Source organism: Streptomyces sp. R302, assembly GCF_012927245.1.
Lineage (GTDB): Bacteria > Actinomycetota > Actinomycetes > Streptomycetales > Streptomycetaceae > Streptomyces.
Window position 1 is genome coordinate 890,842 of the sequence record NZ_JABBGE010000001.1, and the last position, 17,754, is coordinate 908,595.

Sequence of the window (17,754 nt, forward strand, 5' to 3'; positions counted from 1 at the left end):
GTCGAAGGGCGCTCAGCCCAGCGTCAGCGCCACCAGCGTCGCCGTCGCGGCCGTCTCCTCCAGGGCACCGAAGACGTCGCCGGTGACGCCGCCGAAGCGGCGGACGCAGCGGCGGAGGAGGAGGGCGGCGGCGGCCAGGCCGGCGCCGGCGGCGAGGACGGCGTGGACGGCGTCGTACGGGGAGAGGAGGAGGCCGGTGCCGGCGGCGAGGAGGAGGACGGCGGCGGTGCAGAGGGTCGCGGAGCGGACCGGCACCGTGGCGGCGACGATCGCGCCGAGGCCCTCGGGCCGGGCCGCCGGGACGCCGTGCCGGGAGGCGTGGGTGAGCGCGAGCCGGGCGACCGTCGCCGCCAGGACGGCGGCGACCGCGCCGTGCACCCAGCCCTCCCCGTACAGCTCGTAGAGCGCCGCGACCTGCGCGAGCAGGACGAGGACGAGGGCGATGACGCCGAACGGCCCGATGTCGGACTGCTTCATGATGCGCAGCGCGTCCTCGGCCGGCTTGGCGCTGCCGAGCCCGTCGGCGGTGTCGGCGAGGCCGTCGAGGTGGAGGCCCCGGGTGAGGACGGCGGGGACGGCGACCGTGACGACGGCGGCGGTCAGGGGGCCCGAGCCGAGGGGGAGGAGGACGCCGCCGACCGCCGCGGCGGTCAGGCCGACGACGAGTCCGGCGAGCGGGGCGCAGACCATGCCGGCGCGCGCCGCGTCCCGGTCCCAGCGGGTGATGCGGGCGGGGAACACGGTGAGGGTGCCGAAGGCGAAACGCAGGCCGTCCATCCGGGCAGAGTAATCGCCGGACCAGGACGGTAGATTGCGCCTATCGGACAAGGGTCGCATTTCGGAACGGGGTGGCATGGGTCACTGGTTCTCCCGCAACATCCTGGAGCCGGGGAAGCTCCCGATGCTCCTCGCGCTGACCTCGTTCGTCCTGACCTTCCTGCTCACACGCACGGTCACCCGGCTGATCCGGGCCGGGAAGGGCCCGTTCCGGAACGTCTCCTCGGGCGGGCTCCACATCCATCACGTCGTGCCCGGCGTGGTTCTCACCGTGCTCGGCGGCTTCGGCGCGGTCGCCAGCGGCCGGCACGGCTTCGGCGCCGCGGCCTTCGCCGTCGTCTTCGGGATCGGCGCCGGCCTCGTCCTGGACGAGTTCGCGCTCATCCTCCACCTGGACGACGTGTACTGGTCGGAGGAGGGCCGGCAGAGCGTCGAGGTCGTCGTGCTCACCGCCGCGCTCGTCCTGCTGCCGCTCAGCGGCTTCTCGCCGCTCGGCGTCGACGACGTCACCGAGGAGGAGCGCCAGGACCGGGTGGGCTTCCTCCTCACCCTGGCCCTGAACTTCCTGTTCATCCTGGTCACCCTGGTCAAGGGCAAGCTGCGGATGGCGCTCGTCGGGGTCTTCGTGCCGTTCGTGGCGCTCGTCGGCGCCGTCCGCCTCGCCCGCCCCGGTTCCTGGTGGTGGCGGCACCTCTACCGCCGCCGCCACCGGGCACGCGCGCGTGGCACGGTCCGCGCCTACCGGCACGACAAGCGCTGGACCCGGGTGCGGCGGAAGGTTCAGGACCTGATCGGCGGCTTCCAGGAGCGGGTCCCGGGCCGGGGGACCGGTTCGTCCTGACCCCGCCCCCGCCACGCCCGGAAGGCCATCAGGACGAGCACGCCCGCGATGGCGGCCAGGTGCTCCTTGCCCGCGAGGTTCGGCTTGACGAACACCTCGACCACCATCGCCACCACGACCGCCGCGCCCGTCCAGTACGCCCGCTGGCGCCAGCAGACGTAGACGGCGAGGCCGACCACCGCCGCCGACGGGCCGGTGTCCACCACCTGCGCGTCGGAGGCCGGCAGCCCGAAGGGGGTGCCGGGGCCCAGGGCGATGCCCACGCGCGCGTACAGGGTGCCGCAGAGCGTCGCCAGGTACGCGATCCCCAGCGTCCGCCACCGCCCGAGGCACAGCTCCGCGATCCCGAAGACCAGCAGGACCTGCGCGAGCGCGCCCCAGACCGGCAGGTCGAGCGCGGGGACGAAGAGCGAGAGCGGGGTCCGCAGCAGGGCCAGCCACAGCGGGTCCTCGGCCCGTACGGCGCCGATCGCCTGGACCGGCCCGTACCCCCACTCCTGGTTCTGCACGAACTGGAAGACGGCCGTCAGGCAGACCGCCGTGAGCGTCAGCGGCACCGCCCTCCACCGCCGGGCCGTCGCTTCCCGCCGCAGGGTGGCGGAGAGCGGCCCCCACTCGCGCCGGGCGAAGCGCCGTACGGGGGAGGTCAACGCCTGCCCGCCAGGTGCTTGCGGTTCATCCACTTCGGCAGCCCCGGCGCCTCCAGGAAGCCCTCGGCGCGCCCGGCGGCGATGCCGATGCGCGGCAGGTCGGCGCTCTTCTCGAAGAGCATGAATCGCGGCTCCCAGATCGGTCGGTACTTGGCGTTGGCCCGGTACAGCGACTCGATCTGCCACCAGCGGGAGAAGAAGCTGAGCAGTGAGCGCCACAGCCTCAGCACCGGTCCGGCGCCGAGCTTCGAGCCGCGTTCGAAGACGGAGCGGAACATCGCGAAGTTCAGTGAGACCTGAGTGATCCCGATCTCCTTCGCCCGCTGGAGGAGCTCGATCACCATGAACTCCATCAGCCCGTTCTCGGAGTCCCGGTCACGCCGCATCAGGTCGAGCGAGAGGCCCTTCGGCCCCCACGGCACGAAGGAGAGCAGCGCCCGCAGCTCGCCCGTCCCGTCGGTGCACTCCAGCATCACGCACCGCCCGTCGCGCGGGTCCCCGAGCCGGCCGAGCGCCATCGAGAAGCCGCGCTCGGTGGCCCCGTCCCGCCAGTCGTCGGCCTTGCGGAGCAGCTCGTCCATCTCCTCGGCGGGGATGGACTCGTGCCGCCGGATCCGGACCTCGTACCCGGCCCGCTTGACCCGGTTGTACGCCTGCCGCACGGTCCGCATGGCCCGCCCGTCGAGGGTGAACTCGTCGGTCTCCACGATCGCCTCGTCGCCCAGTTCGAGGGCGTCCAGTCCGTGCCGGGCGTAGATCACCCCGGCCTCCTCGCTCGCGCCCATCACCGCCGGGATCCAGCCGTGCTCCCGCGCCTCGGCGAGCCACGGCTCGATCGCCCCCGGCCAGGCCTCGGGGTCGCCGATCGGGTCGCCGGAGGCGAGCGAGACCCCGCCCACCACCCGGTAGGCGATGGCGGCCTTCTCGCTCGGCGACCAGATCACGCTCTTCTCGCGGCGCAGCGCGAAGTAGCCGAGCGAGTCCCGCTCCCCGTGCTTGTCGAGCAGCGCCCGCAGCCGCTCCTCGTCCTCCTCGGTGAACGCGTCGACCGCCCGGCGGGAGCGGAAGGCGGCGAAGAGCACCGCGAAGAGCAGCAGCGTGGACATCACGTTGATGAACACGTCGACCCAGCCGGGGGTGGAGATCGCCGGGAAGCGGGAGTCGTCCGCGGCCAGGGTGATCAGCCGCATCACGCCGTACCGCCAGCGCTCCAGGAAGGTGGAGTGCCCGGCGGCCGTGTCGGTGACGGTCACCAGGAGGGCGGCGAGCAGCGAGGTGACGAGCAGGCCGCCGACGGCGACGATCGCCGCGAGCAGCGGGTTGGAGCGGTCGCCCTTCGCGTAGAACTCCTTGCGGCCGAGCAGCAGCGCGAGGAAGAAGGCCGCCGTCAGGGTCAGCGAGATCCAGTTCTGGGCGTGCTGCCGGACCTCCGGGAAGATCATCACCAGCGCGAAGAGCAGCAGGAACAGTCCGCACAGCACCGTGTTGAGGATCCAGGCGGCCCGCTTGCGGCGGCGCATGGTGATCGCCAGGAACAGCGTGAAGACGCCGGAGGCGAAGCCCGCCGTCAGCATGTACGGCGTGAAGTAGTCGTCCTCGTTGTGCCGGCGCAGGTCCTGTCCGAAGGAGACCCAGACGGCACTCAGGAAGTTGACGAACGTGACGACGCGGAGGTACCAGACGGCGAACGCGGCACTGCGCCGCGACCGGTCGGTGCCCCGCGGCATTCCTTCGGCGGACAAACGGACCTCTCCCATGAAAAGCGATCATATGGGGCACCGCTTGCCATGCGGCGACGCCGGAGGCGGCCGTCCGCGCGTCGCGGACGGCCGCCTCCGGGCCTCACCGAATCCGGTGGTGCGCTCCCCCGTCAGACCGCCCCGAAGGGCACGGTCGCGCCCGCCGCGGTCGGCTCGGGACGCTCGGGCAGCTCGGCGGCGAGCGCCGCCGCGGCCCGGACGAGGGGAAGCGCGAGCAGTGCCCCGGTTCCCTCACCCACCAGGACGCCCTGATCGAGCAGAGGGTTGAGCGCCATCCGGTCCAGCGCCTTCGCCTGCGCCGGCTCCCCGGACACCTGGCCCGCCAGCCACCAGTCCGGCGCCCGGAACGCCGCCCGCTGCGCCACCAGCGCACAGGCCGCGCCCACCACGCCGTCCAGGATCACCGGCATCCGCCGCACCGCCGCCTGCAGCAGGAAGCCGGTCGTCGCCGCCAGATCCGCCCCGCCGACCACGCCGAGCAGCGCCAGCTGGTCGCCGAGCACCGGCCGCGCCCGCCGCAGCGAGTCCCGGATCGCCGCGCACTTCCGCATCCACGCCAGGTCGTCGATCCCCGCGCCGCCGCGCCCCGTCACCACCGAGGCGTCCGTCCCGCACAGCGCCGCGATCAGCGTCGACGCCGGGGTCGTACCGCCCACGCTCAGATCGCCGAGCACCACCAGATCGGTGCCCGAGTCGGCCTCCTCGTCGGCGATCGCCATCCCGAGCCGCACCGCCGCCTCGGTCTCCTCCGGCGTCAGCGCGTCCTCGACGTCGATCCGGCCGCTGCCGCGCCGCACCCGGTGCCGGGTCACCGCCTCCGGCAGCAGCTCCGGGTCGCAGTCCAGACCCGCGTCCACGACCCGCACCGGCACGTCCATCGAGCGGGCCAGCACCGCCAGCGGGCTCTCCCCGTCGAGCAGCTCCCGGACCAGGACGTGCGCGGTCCCGGCCGGACGGCCCGAGACCTCCGCCGCGGCGATGCCGTGGTCGCCGGCGAAGACCACCACCTTCGGCTGTGCGATCGCCCGCACCCGCACCGCCGACTGGGCGGCCGACAGCCACTCGCCCAGCTCGTCGAGGCGGCCGAGCGCGCCCGCGCGGACGGCGAGCCGCTCCCGGCGCTCCTCGGCGTCACGCCGGATCCCGCCGTCGGGGCGCTCGATCAGATCGGAGAAGTCGTCGAGATTCAGGGGGTCCATCGGTCATCCGCCTTGTGACATCAGCGAGGTTCGGCACAGGTCCGTCGGGACCGGCTCCTTCGGGATCAGCACCCTACCCGCGCAGCACCAGGGCCTGACCGGCGACCACGAGGACCACCTGCTCGCACTCGTCCCCGAAGGCCGCGTTGAGCCGCCCCAGCTCGTCCCGGAACCGCCGCCCCGCCGCCGTCGCCGGCACCACGCCCGAGCCGACCTCGTTCGTCACCGTCACCACCGTCCTGCGGGTCGCCCGCACCGCCGCCACCAGCTCCGCCGTCCGCTCCCGCAGCGCCGCCTGCCCGCCGTCCGCCCAGACGCCGTCGTCCCAGGCGCCCACCCGGTCCATGGCGTCCGTCAGCCACAGCGACAGGCAGTCGATCAGCAGCGGGGGGCCCTCCTCGGCGAGCAGCGGCACCAGGTCCGTGGTCTCGGCCGTACGCCACGAGCCCGGCCGCCGCTCCCGGTGCAGGCTCACCCGCTCCGCCCACTCCGGGTCGCCCTCGCGGGTCCCGCCGGTCGCCACGTACACCACCTCGGGGAAGGTCTCCAGGCGCCGCTCGGCCTCCACCGACTTCCCCGACCGCGCCCCGCCCGTCACCAGCGTCCGGCGCGGCACCTCCGGCAGCTCGTGGTACTCGCCCAGGTACAGCACCGTGCCGTCCGGCACCGCCCGCGCCCCGGCCGCCGTGAGCCGCCGGTCCAGCTCGCCGCCGGCCGGCGCGTCATGGTCCAGATGGACGGCGATCACCTCCGTGCCGGGCCCCACAGCGCCGCTCGCCCGCAGCCGGGCCAGCGCGTCGGGACGGCCCGTCACGTCCGCCGCCACCAGGTCGTACGGCTCCTGGTGGTTCTCCGCGAGCCCGGCCGGCGCCCCGCCGCGCGGCAGGTAGAGCAGCCGCTCGCCCTCGGCCGACACCACCTCGTAGCCGGTCCCCGGCGAGTCCATCGGCACCGCCCGCACCCGGTGCCCGCTGATCAGCGTCAGCTCCCGTCCGTCGGGCACCCGGCCGGCCGTCGGCAGCCCCGCCGGCAGCTCCACCGGCGGACCGTCGTGCGGATACGTCAGGAGCACCTGCCGCACCCCCACCAGCGAACGCCCCGCACGGGCCGCGGCGAGCGCCGCCCCCGGGGTCAGGTCGAGCAGCAGCGCCCCGTCCACGAGCAGCGCGGTCGCGGCACGCGCGCGTGCGCCGCGGGAGGACGCGCACACCGCGCAGGGGCAGTCGGGGCGGGGCAGGCCGAGCGGGGAGCCGGTGCCGAGCAGAGTCAGTTCCACGCTCTGATCCTCCCGCGCCCCCGCGCGCGGTGCTCGCCCGGCTACGCTGCGGGCAGGAAACAGATCATCCGGTGAGCCCCAGGAGGCGGACATGGCATGGACGTGGCGGTTCGAGAAGTCCGACGGCACGGAGGTCACCCCGGTGGTGACCCCGGAGGACTTCACCACGCAGGGCGACGCCGAGAGCTGGCTGGGCGAGCACTGGCGCGACCTCCTCGCCGGCGGCGCCGACCAGGCGACCCTCTCCGAGGACGCGGCCAAGATCTACGGCCCGATGCCCCTGGACGCGGGGGAGTAGCGGCAGCAGCGCACGCGCCCGCGGGGCCGGGGGCCGCTCACATCTCGCCGAGCGTGACCTCCGCCTTGCGGGTCGCGGTGCCCCGCACGTAGGTGACGGCCACCTCGTCTCCCGGCCTGCGGTCCGCCAGGGACTCCGCGAGCGAGGTGATCGTCGTGATGTCGTCGTCGGCGAGCCGGGTGATCACGTCCCCCGCCCGCAGGCCCGCGTCCGCCGCCGCCCCGCCGGCCTCCGCCTCCACGACCGCCACGCCCGCCGGCTCGTACTCGTCGTCCAGGACGGTGCGGCCGGTGATGTCGAGGGCGGCCCGGCCCGAGTCGGTGACCTTGCCGTCCTCGATGATCTGGTCGGCGACCGTCCGCACCATCGACGCGGGGATCGCGAAGCCGATCCCGGGCGCCGAGCCGCCGCCCATCTGCGGGTCGCTCGCCGCCAGCGTCGGGATGCCGATGACCCGGCTGTCCAGGTCGACCAGCGCGCCCCCGCTGTTGCCGGGGTTGATCGCCGCCGAGGTCTGCACCATGTTCCCGATGGTCGCCCCGGTGCCGCCGCCGGTCCTGCCCTCGCTGACCGTGCGGCCGGTGGCCGAGACGATGCCCTGGGTGACGCTCCCCGACAGTCCGAGCGGGGACCCCATCGCCAGCACGATCTGGCCCATCTCCACGGTCGACGAGTCGCCGAACGCGGCCGGCCTGAGCCCGTCGGGCACCGACTCCAGACGGATCACCGCGAGATCCTGCTCCGGATAGGCGGCGACCAGGCGGGCCGCCACCGGCTGCCCGCCGGTGGCGGCGGTGACCTGGAAGGACGTCTCCTCGCCGACCACGTGCGCGTTGGTGACGATGTGCCCCTTGTCGTCGTAGACGACACCGGAGCCGAGGCTCTCCGAGGCGTCGATCTGCACCACGGACGGCAGGACGTCCTTGATGACGGCCTGGTAGTCGTCCTGGAGGTCGTTCGCGGCGAGCGGCGCCGCCTGCGCGGTGGTCCGCTCGGGCGCGTCGGCCGCCCCGGAACCGGAACCGGACGAGCACCCGGCCGTCAGCGCGGCGGCACAGACCCCGGCGGCGAGGGGAAGGACGAGACGTCGGGTACGGGAGCGGGTTCGGCCACGGGCGCGGGCACGGGAGGCATCCATGTCCGGAGTATCCGTTCCGCCCCCTTCGCCCGTCCCGATGGGCGCCGCCGATCAGGCGTACGACCCGGCGGACCGGGCAGGGGTAAGGGTCGGGAGCAGACGATACGGAAAAGGGCCGGCGCGCCGCGTCGGCGCACCGGCCCCTCGGGCCGTGGGGACGGGCTCAGCCCCGTACCCCGCACAGGTGCAGCAGCGCCGCCACCCGCCGGTACGGATCCGTCCGGCCCGCCCGCTCCTCGGCGGCCAGCAGCCGCTCCAGCTCCTCGGCGGCCGGCAGCCCCGCGTCCGGCGGGACGCCGTCGGTGAAGACCCGCACCCCGTACCAGGCGTGCAGGGGCGCCGCGATCCCCGCGAGCGTCGCCGTCAGCGCGTCGAGGCGGTCGGCCCGCACCTTCACGCCGTCGTCGTCCTGGTAGACGTCCGTGTCGAAGCCGGCCAGCGCACCCGCCCAGTCCCCGGCGAGCCCCGGCCGCATGGCGAGGGCGTCCGCGTTCCGTACCACCAGGGAGAGCAGACCGCCGGGCGCCAGCATCCGGGCCAGGCCCGCGAGCAGCGCGTCCGGCTCGTCGGCGTACATGAGCACGCCGTGGCACAGCACCACGTCGAAGCTGCCGGGCAGGAAGTGGACGCCGGTCTCGCGGCCGTCGCCCTCGATGAGCCGGACCCGCTCGCGGATCCCGGCCGGCTCGGTCGCCAGCGACTCCCGGGCCGCCTTCAGCAGCTCGGGGTCGGCCTCCAGGCCCGTGACGGTGTGCCCGGCCCGGGCCAGCCGCAGCGCCTGCGTACCGGCCCCCATGCCCGCGTCGAGGATCCTCAGCCGCTGCCCCACCGGGTAGCGGCCGGTTATCTGCTCGTCGACCTGCCGGGCGACGATCTCCTGCCGGATGGTGTCCCGCAGCCCGCCGTGACCGGCGGGCCAGTGGACGACCACGGGCAGCACAGAGCCGCCCGCCCCGGTGGCGGCCGCGCCGAGAGCGTGGCCGCCGGAGACCGAGCCGTCCGCGCTCAGGGCCGCTCTCCGCGCTTGACCTGCGGCTTCGGAAGCCGCAGACGGCGCATCTGGAGCGTACGCATCAGGCCGTACGCGACCGCGCCGCGCTTCGGCTCGTTCGGGAAGCGCTCGTTCAGCTGCTTCCGCAGGCGGATCCAGATGCCGATGGAGTCGATGATGATCAGGATGATCACACCGAGCCACAGCAGCAGCGAGATGTTCTGCAGCGAACGGTTCGTGTTGCCGAAGAGCGAGAGCACGAGGATGACCACGGCCATCGGCAGGAAGAACTCGGCGATCGCGAACCGCGAGTCGACGAAATCACGCACGAACTTGCGCACCGGACCCTTGTCACGGGCCGGCAGATAACGCTCGTCACCGCTGTTCAGCGCCTCGCGCTGACGCGTCAGGTCGGCCCGCCGAGCCTCACGCTGGCGCTTGGCGGCCTCCTTGCGGTCGAGCGGGGCGCTCTGGGCGCGACGGCGCTGGGTCTGGGCCTCACTCCGCTTCGGGGTCGGGCGGCCCTTGGGGGCCTCGGGGTCGCGGGGCTGCTTGGAGAGGTCCGCCGTCACCTTCTCGGTGGGGGCCTTCTCATCCTTCGAACGGCTACGGAACACAAAACCCAAGGGTACGGGGTGGCAGGCATGGAACCCCAGTCCGGGAGGGAACGATCCGCTCACAGCCGGCGTCGTAGCCGGTACGCACACGAGGACGCACGGGCACGCCAGGGGTCTCCCCGAGACCCTTCTACTCCTCCCGCCGGATACGGGAGGTGCCCCAGTCGTCCTTGGGGAGGAGCGCATCCGGCTCCGAACAGTGCGGTAATAGAGGCAGGGACCGTAGTGTGGATCCTGACGAAGAGCTGGTGCCGAGTCCGTCAGAAGGGGGCGCGCGAAGCCCATGAGCGGTGTCATGAAGCGTATGGGGATGATCTTCCGCGCGAAGGCGAACAAGGCCCTTGACCGGGCCGAGGACCCGCGCGAAACGCTCGACTACTCCTACCAGAAGCAGCTGGAGCTGCTGCAGAAGGTGCGGCGGGGCGTCGCCGACGTCGCCACCTCCCGCAAGCGGCTCGAACTCCAGCTGAACCAGCTGCAGGGCCAGTCCGCCAAGCTGGAGGACCAGGGCCGCAAGGCGCTGGCCCTCGGCCGCGAGGACCTCGCCCGCGAGGCGCTGTCCCGCCGGGCCGCGCTCCAGCAGCAGGTCAGCGACCTCGAAGTGCAGCACCAGACGCTCCAGGGCGAGGAGGAGAAGCTCACCCTCGCCGCGCAGCGCCTCCAGGCCAAGGTCGACGCCTTCCGCACCCGGAAGGAGACCATCAAGGCCACCTACACGGCCGCCCAGGCCCAGACCCGGATCGCCGAGTCCTTCTCCGGCATCTCCGAGGAGATGAGCGACGTCGGCCTCGCCATCCAGCGGGCCGAGGACAAGACGGCCCAGCTCCAGGCCCGCGCCGGCGCCATCGACGAGCTGCTCGCCTCCGGCGCCCTCGACGACCAGTCGGGCCTCGCCAAGGACGACATCCAGGCCGAACTGGACCGCCTCTCCGGCGGCACGGACGTCGAACTGGAGCTCCAGCGCATGAAGGCCGAACTGGCCGGAGGCCCCTCCGACCGGCAGCAGGCCATCGAGGGCGGCGCCCAGGGCGCCCAGCAGCAGAACCAGCAGCAGAACCACCCCCGCTTCGACAAGCAGTAGCCGACCGGCAGAGGACGCGTCATGATCGTACGGATCATGGGGGAGGGCCAGCGCGAGCTGGCCGACAGCCACTTCGCCGAGCTCAACAAGCTCGACGACGAGTTGCTGCGCGAGATGCAATCGGGCGACGAGGAGGGCTTCCGCCGCACCCTGGCGGCCCTCCTCGACGCGGTCCGCACCCTGGGCACCCCCCTCCCGGACGACGCCCTGGAACCCTCGGAACTCATCCTCCCGTCCCCCGACGCAACCCTGGACGAGGTCAAGGACATGCTGTCGGACGACGGCCTGATCCCGGGCTAGGAGGTGTGGGCAGGCGTTCCGCGAGGGAAGCCGAGAGCTTGGGGGAGGGTGGGTGCACCGGACGGCGCCCTCAGCGGCCCAGAGCCGCCGACCCGGCCCCCGGACCCGCACCGTTCCCCGCCCCCTCGGCACCCCGTACCGTTTCCGGGTGACCCGCACCAGCCTGGCGGCCCGCCTGAGGCACCACCTCCGCGACCACCCCCTCGCCTTCGACGCCGCCCTGGCCGGAGGCGTACTCGTCGCGATGATCGCCGCCTCCTTCACCGACCCCCACGGCAGCGCCACCGGCCCCACCTTCGGCGACCGCGTCCCCACCCTCCTCGGCGTCGGGATGATGCTCGCCGCCGCCGTCGCCCTCATCCTCCGCCGCCGCAGACCCTTCGCGGTCCTCGCCTTCACCTCCGCGCTCGCCCTCGTCGAGCTGCTCGGCGAGACCCGCCCGGCCCCGGTCACCATCGGCGTCGTCGTCGCGCTCTACACCGTCGCCTCCCGCACCGACCGCCCCACCACCTGGCGCGTCGGCCTGGCCACCATGACCGTGCTGGCCGTCGCCGCCATGGCCTTCGGCCCCACCCCCTGGTACGCCCAGGAGAACCTCGGGGTCTTCGCCTGGACCGGCATGGCCGCCGCCGCGGGCGACGCGGTCCGCAGCCGCCGCGCCTTCGTCGACGCGATACGGGAGCGCGCCGAGCGGGCCGAGCGGACCCGCGAGGAGGAGGCCCGCCGCCGCGTCGCCGAGGAACGACTCCGCATCGCCCGCGACCTCCACGACGTCGTCGCCCACCACATCGCCCTGGTCAACGTGCAGGCCGGGGTCGCCGCGCACGTCATGGACAAGCGCCCCGACCAGGCCAAGGAGGCCCTCGCCCACGTCCGCGAGGCCAGCCGCTCCGCCCTCGACGAGCTCCGCGCCACCGTCGGCCTGCTCCGCCAGTCCGGCGACCCCGAGGCCCCCACCGAGCCCGCCCCCGGCCTCGCCCTCCTCGACGGGCTCCTCGCCGGCTTCCGCAAGGCCGGACTGCCGGTCACACTGGCCCGCACCGACGGCAGCCGCCAGCTCCCCTCGGCCGTCGACCTCGCCGCGTACCGGATCGTCCAGGAGGCCCTCACCAACGTCCGCAAGCACGCCGGTCCCGACGCCCGCGCCGAGGTGAGCGTCGTCCTCGTGGGCCGTACGGTCGAGATCACCGTCCTCGACGACGGCGCCCCGCAGCCCGGACCCGCCGCCGAGCCGTCCGGCGGCCACGGACTGCTCGGCATGCGCGAGCGGGTCACCGCGCTCGGCGGCGTCCTCACCACCGCACCCCGCTACGGCGGCGGCTTCCGCGTCCAGGCGATACTGCCGCTGACGCCCGGGACGGCCCGGGAGCCGGGGGAGGACGACCGATGACGATCCGGGTACTGCTCGCCGACGACCAGGCCCTGCTGCGCAGCGCCTTCCGGGTCCTCGTGGACTCCGAGCCCGACATGGAGGTCGTCGGGGAGGCCGCCGACGGCGCCCAGGCCGCCGCACTGGCCCGCAGCGAACGGCCCGACGTCGTCCTCATGGACATCCGGATGCCCGGCACCGACGGCCTCGCCGCCACCCGCGCGATCACCGCCGACCCCGAGCTCGCCGACGTCCGCATCGTCATGCTCACCACCTTCGAGATCGACGAGTACGTCGTCGAGTCGCTGCGTGCCGGCGCCTCCGGCTTCCTCGGCAAGGGCGCCGAACCGGAGGAGCTGCTCGGCGCCATCCGGATCGCGCACGCCGGCGAGGCGCTGCTCTCCCCGGCCGCCACCAAGGGCCTGATCGCCACCTTCCTCGCCCAGAGCGCCGCCGCCGGCCCGGTCGGCGCCGGGGTCGACGCGGAGCGCCTCGCCGCGCTCACCGCCCGGGAGCGCGAGGTCCTCGTCCTGGTCGGCGGCGGACTCTCCAACGACGAGATCGCCGAGCGGCTCGACGTCAGCCCGCTCACCGTGAAGACCCACGTGAACCGCACCATGTCCAAGCTCGGCGCCCGCGACCGCGCCCAGCTGGTGGTGACCGCGTACGAGACGGGACTGGTACGCCCGAGGGGTGACTGACCCGGCCCGTCGGCGTACTCCAGACGCGGTACGCGGCGGCCGGGAAACGGGCCCGAGGGGCGAGGAATCCGTCGCCCGGATGGCCGATCCTGGGGCCTGGGGGGCGCTCCTGGCTGCCCGCCGCCTGCCGACGCGTACGCCACAGAAGAGAGACCCCATGTCCTGGCTGTCCAGATTCAGCCTCGCGCAACGGGCCCTGATCGGGCTGATGTCCATCGTCGCCGTCGTCTTCGGACTGATCGCGATACCCCAGCTGAAGCAGCAGCTGTTCCCGTCGATCGAGCTTCCGATGGTCTCGATCATCGCCCCGTACCAGGGCGCCTCTCCCGACGTGGTGGAGAAGCAGGTCGTCGAGCCGCTGGAGAACAACCTCAAGGCCGTCGACGGCATCAAGGGCCTGACGTCGACCGCCTCCGAGGGCAGCGCCGTCATCATGGCCTCCTTCGACTACGGGGACGAGTCGACCAAGCAGCTCGTCGCCGACGTCCAGCAGGCCGTCAACCGCGCCCGGGCCGTGCTGCCCGAGCAGGTCGACCCGCAGGTGGTGGCCGGCTCCACCGACGACATCCCGACCGTCGTCCTCGCCGCCACCTCCGACAAGGACCAGCAGGCGCTCGCCGACCAGCTGGAGCGGACCGTCGTCCCCGCCCTGGAGGACATCGACGGCGTCGGCCAGGTCAGCATCGACGGAGTCCAGGAACTCCAGGTCTCCGTCACCCCCGACGAGCGCAAGCTCGCCGCGGCCGGCCTGACCTCCATGAACCTCGCCGAGGCGCTCCGCAACGGCGGCGGCACCATGCCCGCCGGCTCCTTCTCCGAGGCCGGCAAGAGCCGCACCGTCCAGGTCGGCGGCGGCTACACCTCGCTCCGGCAGATCCAGGACCTGCGGATCAAGCCCGCCCAGGGCAAGGCCGTCCGGCTCGCCGACGTCGCCACCGTGGAGCAGGAGGAGTCCGCCCGGGTCTCGCTGACCCGCACCAACGGCAAGCCCAGCCTCGCCGTCATGGCCACCATGGACAAGGACGGCAGCGCCGTCGCCATCTCCGAGGCCGTCGAGGAGAAGCTGCCGGAGCTGCGCAAGCAGCTGGGCGCGGGCGCCCAGCTGACCGTCGTCTCCGACCAGGGCCCGGCCGTCGCCAAGTCGATCTCCGGCCTCACCACCGAGGGCGCCCTCGGCCTCGTCATGGCCGTCCTGGTGATCCTGGTCTTCCTCGCCTCGATCCGCTCGACGCTGGTCACCGCGGTCTCCATCCCGCTCTCGGTCGTCCTCGCGCTGATCGTGCTGTGGACCCGCGACCTCTCGCTCAACGTGCTGACGCTCGGCGCGCTCACCATCGCCATCGGCCGGGTCGTCGACGACTCGATCGTGGTCCTGGAGAACATCAAGCGCCACCTCGGCTACGGCGAGGACCGCCAGTCCGCGATCATCACGGCCGTGAAGGAGGTGGCCGGCGCGGTCACCTCCTCGACCCTCACCACGGTCGCCGTCTTCCTGCCGATCGGCCTGGTCGGCGGCATGGTCGGCGAGCTGTTCGGCTCCTTCAGCCTCACCGTCACGGCCGCCCTGCTCGCCTCGCTGCTGGTCTCCCTGACGGTCGTCCCGGTGCTCTCGTACTGGTTCCTGCGCGCCCCCAAGGGCACCTCCGAGGACCCGGACGAGGCCCGCAGGCTCGCCGAGGAGAAGGAGGCGAAGAGCCGGCTCCAGCGCGCGTACGTGCCGGTCCTCCGCTTCGCCACCCGCCGCCGCCTCACCAGCGTGGCCCTCGCCCTCGTCGTCCTGGTCGTGACCTTCGGCATGGCGCCGCTGATGAAGACCAACTTCTTCGACCAGGGCGACCAGCCGGTCCTGACGGTCAAGCAGAAGCTGGCCCCCGGCACCGCCCTGGACGCCTCCGACGAGGCCGCGAAGAAGATCGAGAAGGTCCTCGCGGACACCGAGGGCGTCAAGGACTACCAGGTCACCGTCGGCTCCTCCGGCTTCATGGCGGCCTTCGGCGGCGGCACCGGCGCCAACCAGGCCTCCTTCCAGGTGACCCTGGAGGAGTCCGCCTCGTACGAGAGGACCCGCGACGCCATCGAGTCGGCGCTCGGGAAGCTCGACGGCGTCGGCGACACCTCGATCTCGGCCGGCGACGGCTTCGCCGCCCAGGACCTGAGCGTCGTCGTGAAGGCCGGCGACCGTGAGCTGCTCCAGAAGGCGTCCGAGCAGGTCCAGAAGGCCGTCGCGGAGCTGGAGGACGTCACCGACGTCCAGAGCGACCTCTCCCAGTCGGTCCCGCGGATCTCCGTGCGGGCCGACGAGAAGGCGGCCGACGCCGGCTTCGACGACGCCACCCTCGGCATGATCGTCGCCCAGGCCGTCCGCGGCACCCCCGCCGCCAAGGCCACCCTGGACGACACCGAGCGGGACGTCCTCATCACCTCGGCCACCCCGGCGACCACCCTCGACCAGCTGAAGGCGCTGCCGCTCGGCCCGGTCAGGCTCGGTGACATCGCCACCGTCGAGCTCGTGCCCGGCCCGGTCTCCATGACCCGGATCGACGGCGCCCGCGCGGCGACGATCACGGCCAAGCCGACCACGGACAACACCGGCGCCGTCGGCACCGCGCTCCAGTCGAAGATCGCCGAGCTCGACCTGCCGGAGGGCGCCTCGGCGTCGATCGGCGGCGTCTCCGAGGACCAGAACGAGGCCTTCCTCAACCTGTTCCTGGCGATGCTCGCGGCCGTCGCGATCGTCTTCATGCTGCTGGTCGCGACCTTCCGGTCGCTGATCCAGCCGCTGATCCTGCTGGTCTCCATCCCGTTCGCCGCCACCGGCGCCATCGGCCTGCTCGTCGCCACCGGCACCGCGATGGGCGTCCCGGCGATGATCGGCATGCTGATGCTCATCGGCATCGTCGTCACCAACGCGATCGTCCTGATCGACCTGATCAACCAGTACCGGGCGCAGGGCTACGGCGTCGTCGAAGCGGTCGTCGAGGGCGGCCGGCACCGGCTCCGCCCGATCCTGATGACCGCCCTGGCGACGATCTTCGCCCTGCTGCCGATGGCCCTCGGCATCACCGGCGAGGGCGGATTCATCGCCCAGCCGCTCGCCGTGGTCGTCATCGGCGGCCTGATCAGCTCGACCCTGCTGACCCTGCTCCTCGTCCCGACGCTCTACGCGATGGTCGAGCTCCGCAAGGAGCGCCGCGCGGCGAAGAAGGCGGCGAAGCGGGCGGCGAGGACCGGCGGCGACGCCGGGGTCCCGCCGCAGCAGAAGGAACCCGCGAACGCCTAGCGGCCCACGCGAAGGGGCGCCCCGCGAGTCCGCGGGGCGCCCCTTCGCCGTACCTGCCGGAGAATCGTTACGGCAGTGCCAGCATCCGCTCGAGCGCCAGCTTCGCGAACGACTCCGTCTCCTTGTCGACCTCGATCCGGTTGACGAGTGAGCCCTCTGCCAGCGACTCCAGCGTCCACACCAGGTGCGGCAGGTCGATCCGGTTCATGGTCGAGCAGAAGCAGACCGTCTTGTCGAGGAAGACGATCTCCTTGCCCTGGTCGGCGTAGCGGTTCGCCAGGCGGCGGACCAGGTTCAGCTCCGTGCCGATGGCCCACTTCGAGCCGGCCGGGGCCGCCTCCAGGGTGTTGATGATGTACTCGGTCGAGCCCACGTAGTCCGCGGCGGCGACCACCTCGTGCTTGCACTCGGGGTGGACCAGCACGTTCACGCCGGGGATCCGGGCGCGGACGTCCTCGACCGACTCCAGCGAGAAGCGGCCGTGCACCGAGCAGTGACCCCGCCACAGGATCATCTTGGCGGCCCGCAGCTCCTCGGCGGTGAGTCCGCCGTTCGGCTTGTGCGGGTTGTAGACCACGCAGTCGTCCAGGGACATGCCCATGTCGCGGACGGCGGTGTTGCGGCCCAGGTGCTGGTCCGGCAGGAAGAGCACCTTCTCGCCCTGCTCGAAGGCCCAGTCCAGCGCCCGCTCGGCGTTGGACGAGGTGCAGATGGTGCCCCCGTGCTTGCCGGTGAAGGCCTTGATGTCCGCCGAGGAGTTCATGTACGAGACGGGCACGGTGACGTCCGCGATCCCGGCCTCGGTGAGCACGTCCCAGCACTCGGCGACCTGCTCGGCGGTGGCCATGTCGGCCATCGAGCAGCCGGCCGCCAGGTCCGGCAGGACGACCTTCTGGTCGTCGCCGGTGAGGATGTCGGCCGACTCGGCCATGAAGTGCACGCCGCAGAAGACGATGTACTCGGCCTCCGGCTTGGCGGCGGCGTCACGGGCGAGCTTGAAGGAGTCTCCGGTGACGTCGGCGAACTGGATGACCTCGTCGCGCTGGTAGTGGTGGCCGAGCACGAAGACCTTGTCCCCGAGCTTCTCCTTGGCCGCGCGGGCCCGCTCCACCAGGTCCGGGTCGGAGGGAGACGGCAGGTCGCCGGGACACTCCACGCCGCGCTCGCTCTTCGGGTCGGCCTCGCGGCCGAGCAGCAGCAGGGCGAGCGGCGTCGGCTGGACGTCCAGGGTGGTGTTCTGGGCGGTGGTCACGTCACGCACCCTTTCTTCGGGGGGAGCTTCAAAAGCCTTTTCGTCTAAATGACGCTATCTATCATAACCGCTTCACGTCATTCTGACGATGGCCATAGTGTCGATGTGACGAATTCGCCTTCCGCGTCTCTGGACAGGGTGTGCGAGCATGAAGGAGGGAAATCCCACCCGACCCGGAATGAATCCGGGGCACCGCCGGTTGTCACCGTCGGCAAGCAGTCTCC

At 72.8% G+C, this 17,754-nt stretch carries 16 protein-coding genes; 7 read left to right on the forward strand and 9 right to left on the reverse strand.

What is annotated here, in order from left to right; genetic code table 11:
• Positions 1-12: 12 nt before the first annotated feature.
• Positions 13-777: an adenosylcobinamide-GDP ribazoletransferase gene (gene cobS / locus HHL19_RS04105; protein ID WP_206324501.1), complete on the reverse strand. Its 765-nt coding sequence runs from the start codon at positions 775-777 to the stop codon at positions 13-15.
• A 76-nt stretch (positions 778-853) separates the two neighbouring features.
• Here cobS and HHL19_RS04110 point away from each other — a divergent pair, with 76 nt between their 5' ends.
• The gene (locus HHL19_RS04110) at positions 854-1,618 is read left to right on the forward strand and encodes a hypothetical protein (protein WP_169085553.1); all 765 of its coding nucleotides are present in this window, start codon (positions 854-856) and stop codon (positions 1,616-1,618) included.
• Here the strand turns inward: HHL19_RS04110 and HHL19_RS36740 are convergent.
• From HHL19_RS36740 to HHL19_RS04130, 4 genes are all read right to left on the reverse strand, one after another.
• A complete protein-coding gene (locus tag HHL19_RS36740) occupies positions 1,558-2,268 on the reverse strand; it encodes a hypothetical protein (RefSeq protein ID WP_206324502.1) in 711 nt (236 codons plus the stop codon). The two genes, HHL19_RS04110 and HHL19_RS36740, sit on opposite strands and share 61 nt — an antisense overlap.
• Complete coding sequence (locus HHL19_RS04120; RefSeq protein ID WP_169085555.1) at positions 2,265-4,025, reverse strand: phosphatidylglycerol lysyltransferase domain-containing protein; 1,761 nt, start codon at positions 4,023-4,025, stop codon at positions 2,265-2,267. The genes HHL19_RS36740 and HHL19_RS04120 overlap by 4 nt, the downstream gene beginning before the upstream one ends.
• 113 nt (positions 4,026-4,138) lie before the next feature.
• Entirely contained in the window at positions 4,139-5,218 is a 1,080-nt protein-coding gene (gene cobT / locus HHL19_RS04125; RefSeq protein ID WP_206324652.1) for a nicotinate-nucleotide--dimethylbenzimidazole phosphoribosyltransferase, read from the reverse strand.
• A gap of 82 nt (positions 5,219-5,300) precedes the next feature.
• On the reverse strand, positions 5,301-6,503 hold the full coding sequence (locus HHL19_RS04130; protein ID WP_169085558.1) for a bifunctional adenosylcobinamide kinase/adenosylcobinamide-phosphate guanylyltransferase: 1,203 nt from the start codon (positions 6,501-6,503) through the stop codon (positions 5,301-5,303).
• A gap of 91 nt (positions 6,504-6,594) precedes the next feature.
• Between HHL19_RS04130 and HHL19_RS04135 the strand changes: the two genes are divergently transcribed.
• The gene (locus HHL19_RS04135) at positions 6,595-6,801 is read left to right on the forward strand and encodes a hypothetical protein (protein ID WP_169085560.1); all 207 of its coding nucleotides are present in this window, start codon (positions 6,595-6,597) and stop codon (positions 6,799-6,801) included.
• Between the two features lie 37 nt (positions 6,802-6,838).
• Here the strand turns inward: HHL19_RS04135 and HHL19_RS04140 are convergent, their stop codons facing one another.
• The 3 genes from HHL19_RS04140 to HHL19_RS04150 all read right to left on the reverse strand — a co-directional run bounded on the left by HHL19_RS04140 (position 6,839) and on the right by HHL19_RS04150 (position 9,547).
• Positions 6,839-7,939, reverse strand: coding sequence for a trypsin-like peptidase domain-containing protein (locus tag HHL19_RS04140; RefSeq protein ID WP_169085562.1), 1,101 nt, complete (start codon positions 7,937-7,939; stop codon positions 6,839-6,841).
• Between the two features lie 163 nt (positions 7,940-8,102).
• Positions 8,103-8,879, reverse strand: a complete 777-nt coding sequence (locus HHL19_RS04145; RefSeq protein WP_346768245.1) for a methyltransferase domain-containing protein — start codon at positions 8,877-8,879, stop codon at positions 8,103-8,105.
• Between the two features lie 65 nt (positions 8,880-8,944).
• Positions 8,945-9,547: a DUF3043 domain-containing protein gene (locus tag HHL19_RS04150; RefSeq protein WP_169085564.1), complete on the reverse strand. Its 603-nt coding sequence runs from the start codon at positions 9,545-9,547 to the stop codon at positions 8,945-8,947.
• A 283-nt stretch (positions 9,548-9,830) separates the two neighbouring features.
• Here HHL19_RS04150 and HHL19_RS04155 point away from each other — a divergent pair, with 283 nt between their 5' ends.
• The 5 genes from HHL19_RS04155 (at position 9,831) to HHL19_RS04175 (ending at position 16,278) form a co-directional block, all read left to right on the forward strand.
• Entirely contained in the window at positions 9,831-10,628 is a 798-nt protein-coding gene (locus HHL19_RS04155) for a PspA/IM30 family protein (protein ID WP_169085566.1), read from the forward strand.
• 21 nt (positions 10,629-10,649) lie between these two features.
• Positions 10,650-10,928: a hypothetical protein gene (locus tag HHL19_RS04160; protein ID WP_169085568.1), complete on the forward strand. Its 279-nt coding sequence runs from the start codon at positions 10,650-10,652 to the stop codon at positions 10,926-10,928.
• A gap of 148 nt (positions 10,929-11,076) precedes the next feature.
• A complete protein-coding gene (locus HHL19_RS04165) occupies positions 11,077-12,318 on the forward strand; it encodes a sensor histidine kinase (RefSeq protein ID WP_346768246.1) in 1,242 nt (413 codons plus the stop codon).
• On the forward strand, positions 12,315-12,998 hold the full coding sequence (locus HHL19_RS04170; RefSeq protein WP_169085570.1) for a response regulator transcription factor: 684 nt from the start codon (positions 12,315-12,317) through the stop codon (positions 12,996-12,998). The genes HHL19_RS04165 and HHL19_RS04170 overlap by 4 nt, the downstream gene beginning before the upstream one ends.
• Before the next feature lie 157 nt (positions 12,999-13,155).
• On the forward strand, positions 13,156-16,278 hold the full coding sequence (locus HHL19_RS04175; RefSeq protein ID WP_169085572.1) for an efflux RND transporter permease subunit: 3,123 nt from the start codon (positions 13,156-13,158) through the stop codon (positions 16,276-16,278).
• Positions 16,279-16,345: 67 nt separating this feature from the next.
• Here the strand turns inward: HHL19_RS04175 and nadA are convergent, their stop codons facing one another.
• On the reverse strand, positions 16,346-17,530 hold the full coding sequence (gene nadA, locus HHL19_RS04180) for a quinolinate synthase NadA (protein WP_169085574.1): 1,185 nt from the start codon (positions 17,528-17,530) through the stop codon (positions 16,346-16,348).
• Positions 17,531-17,754 lie beyond the last annotated feature (224 nt).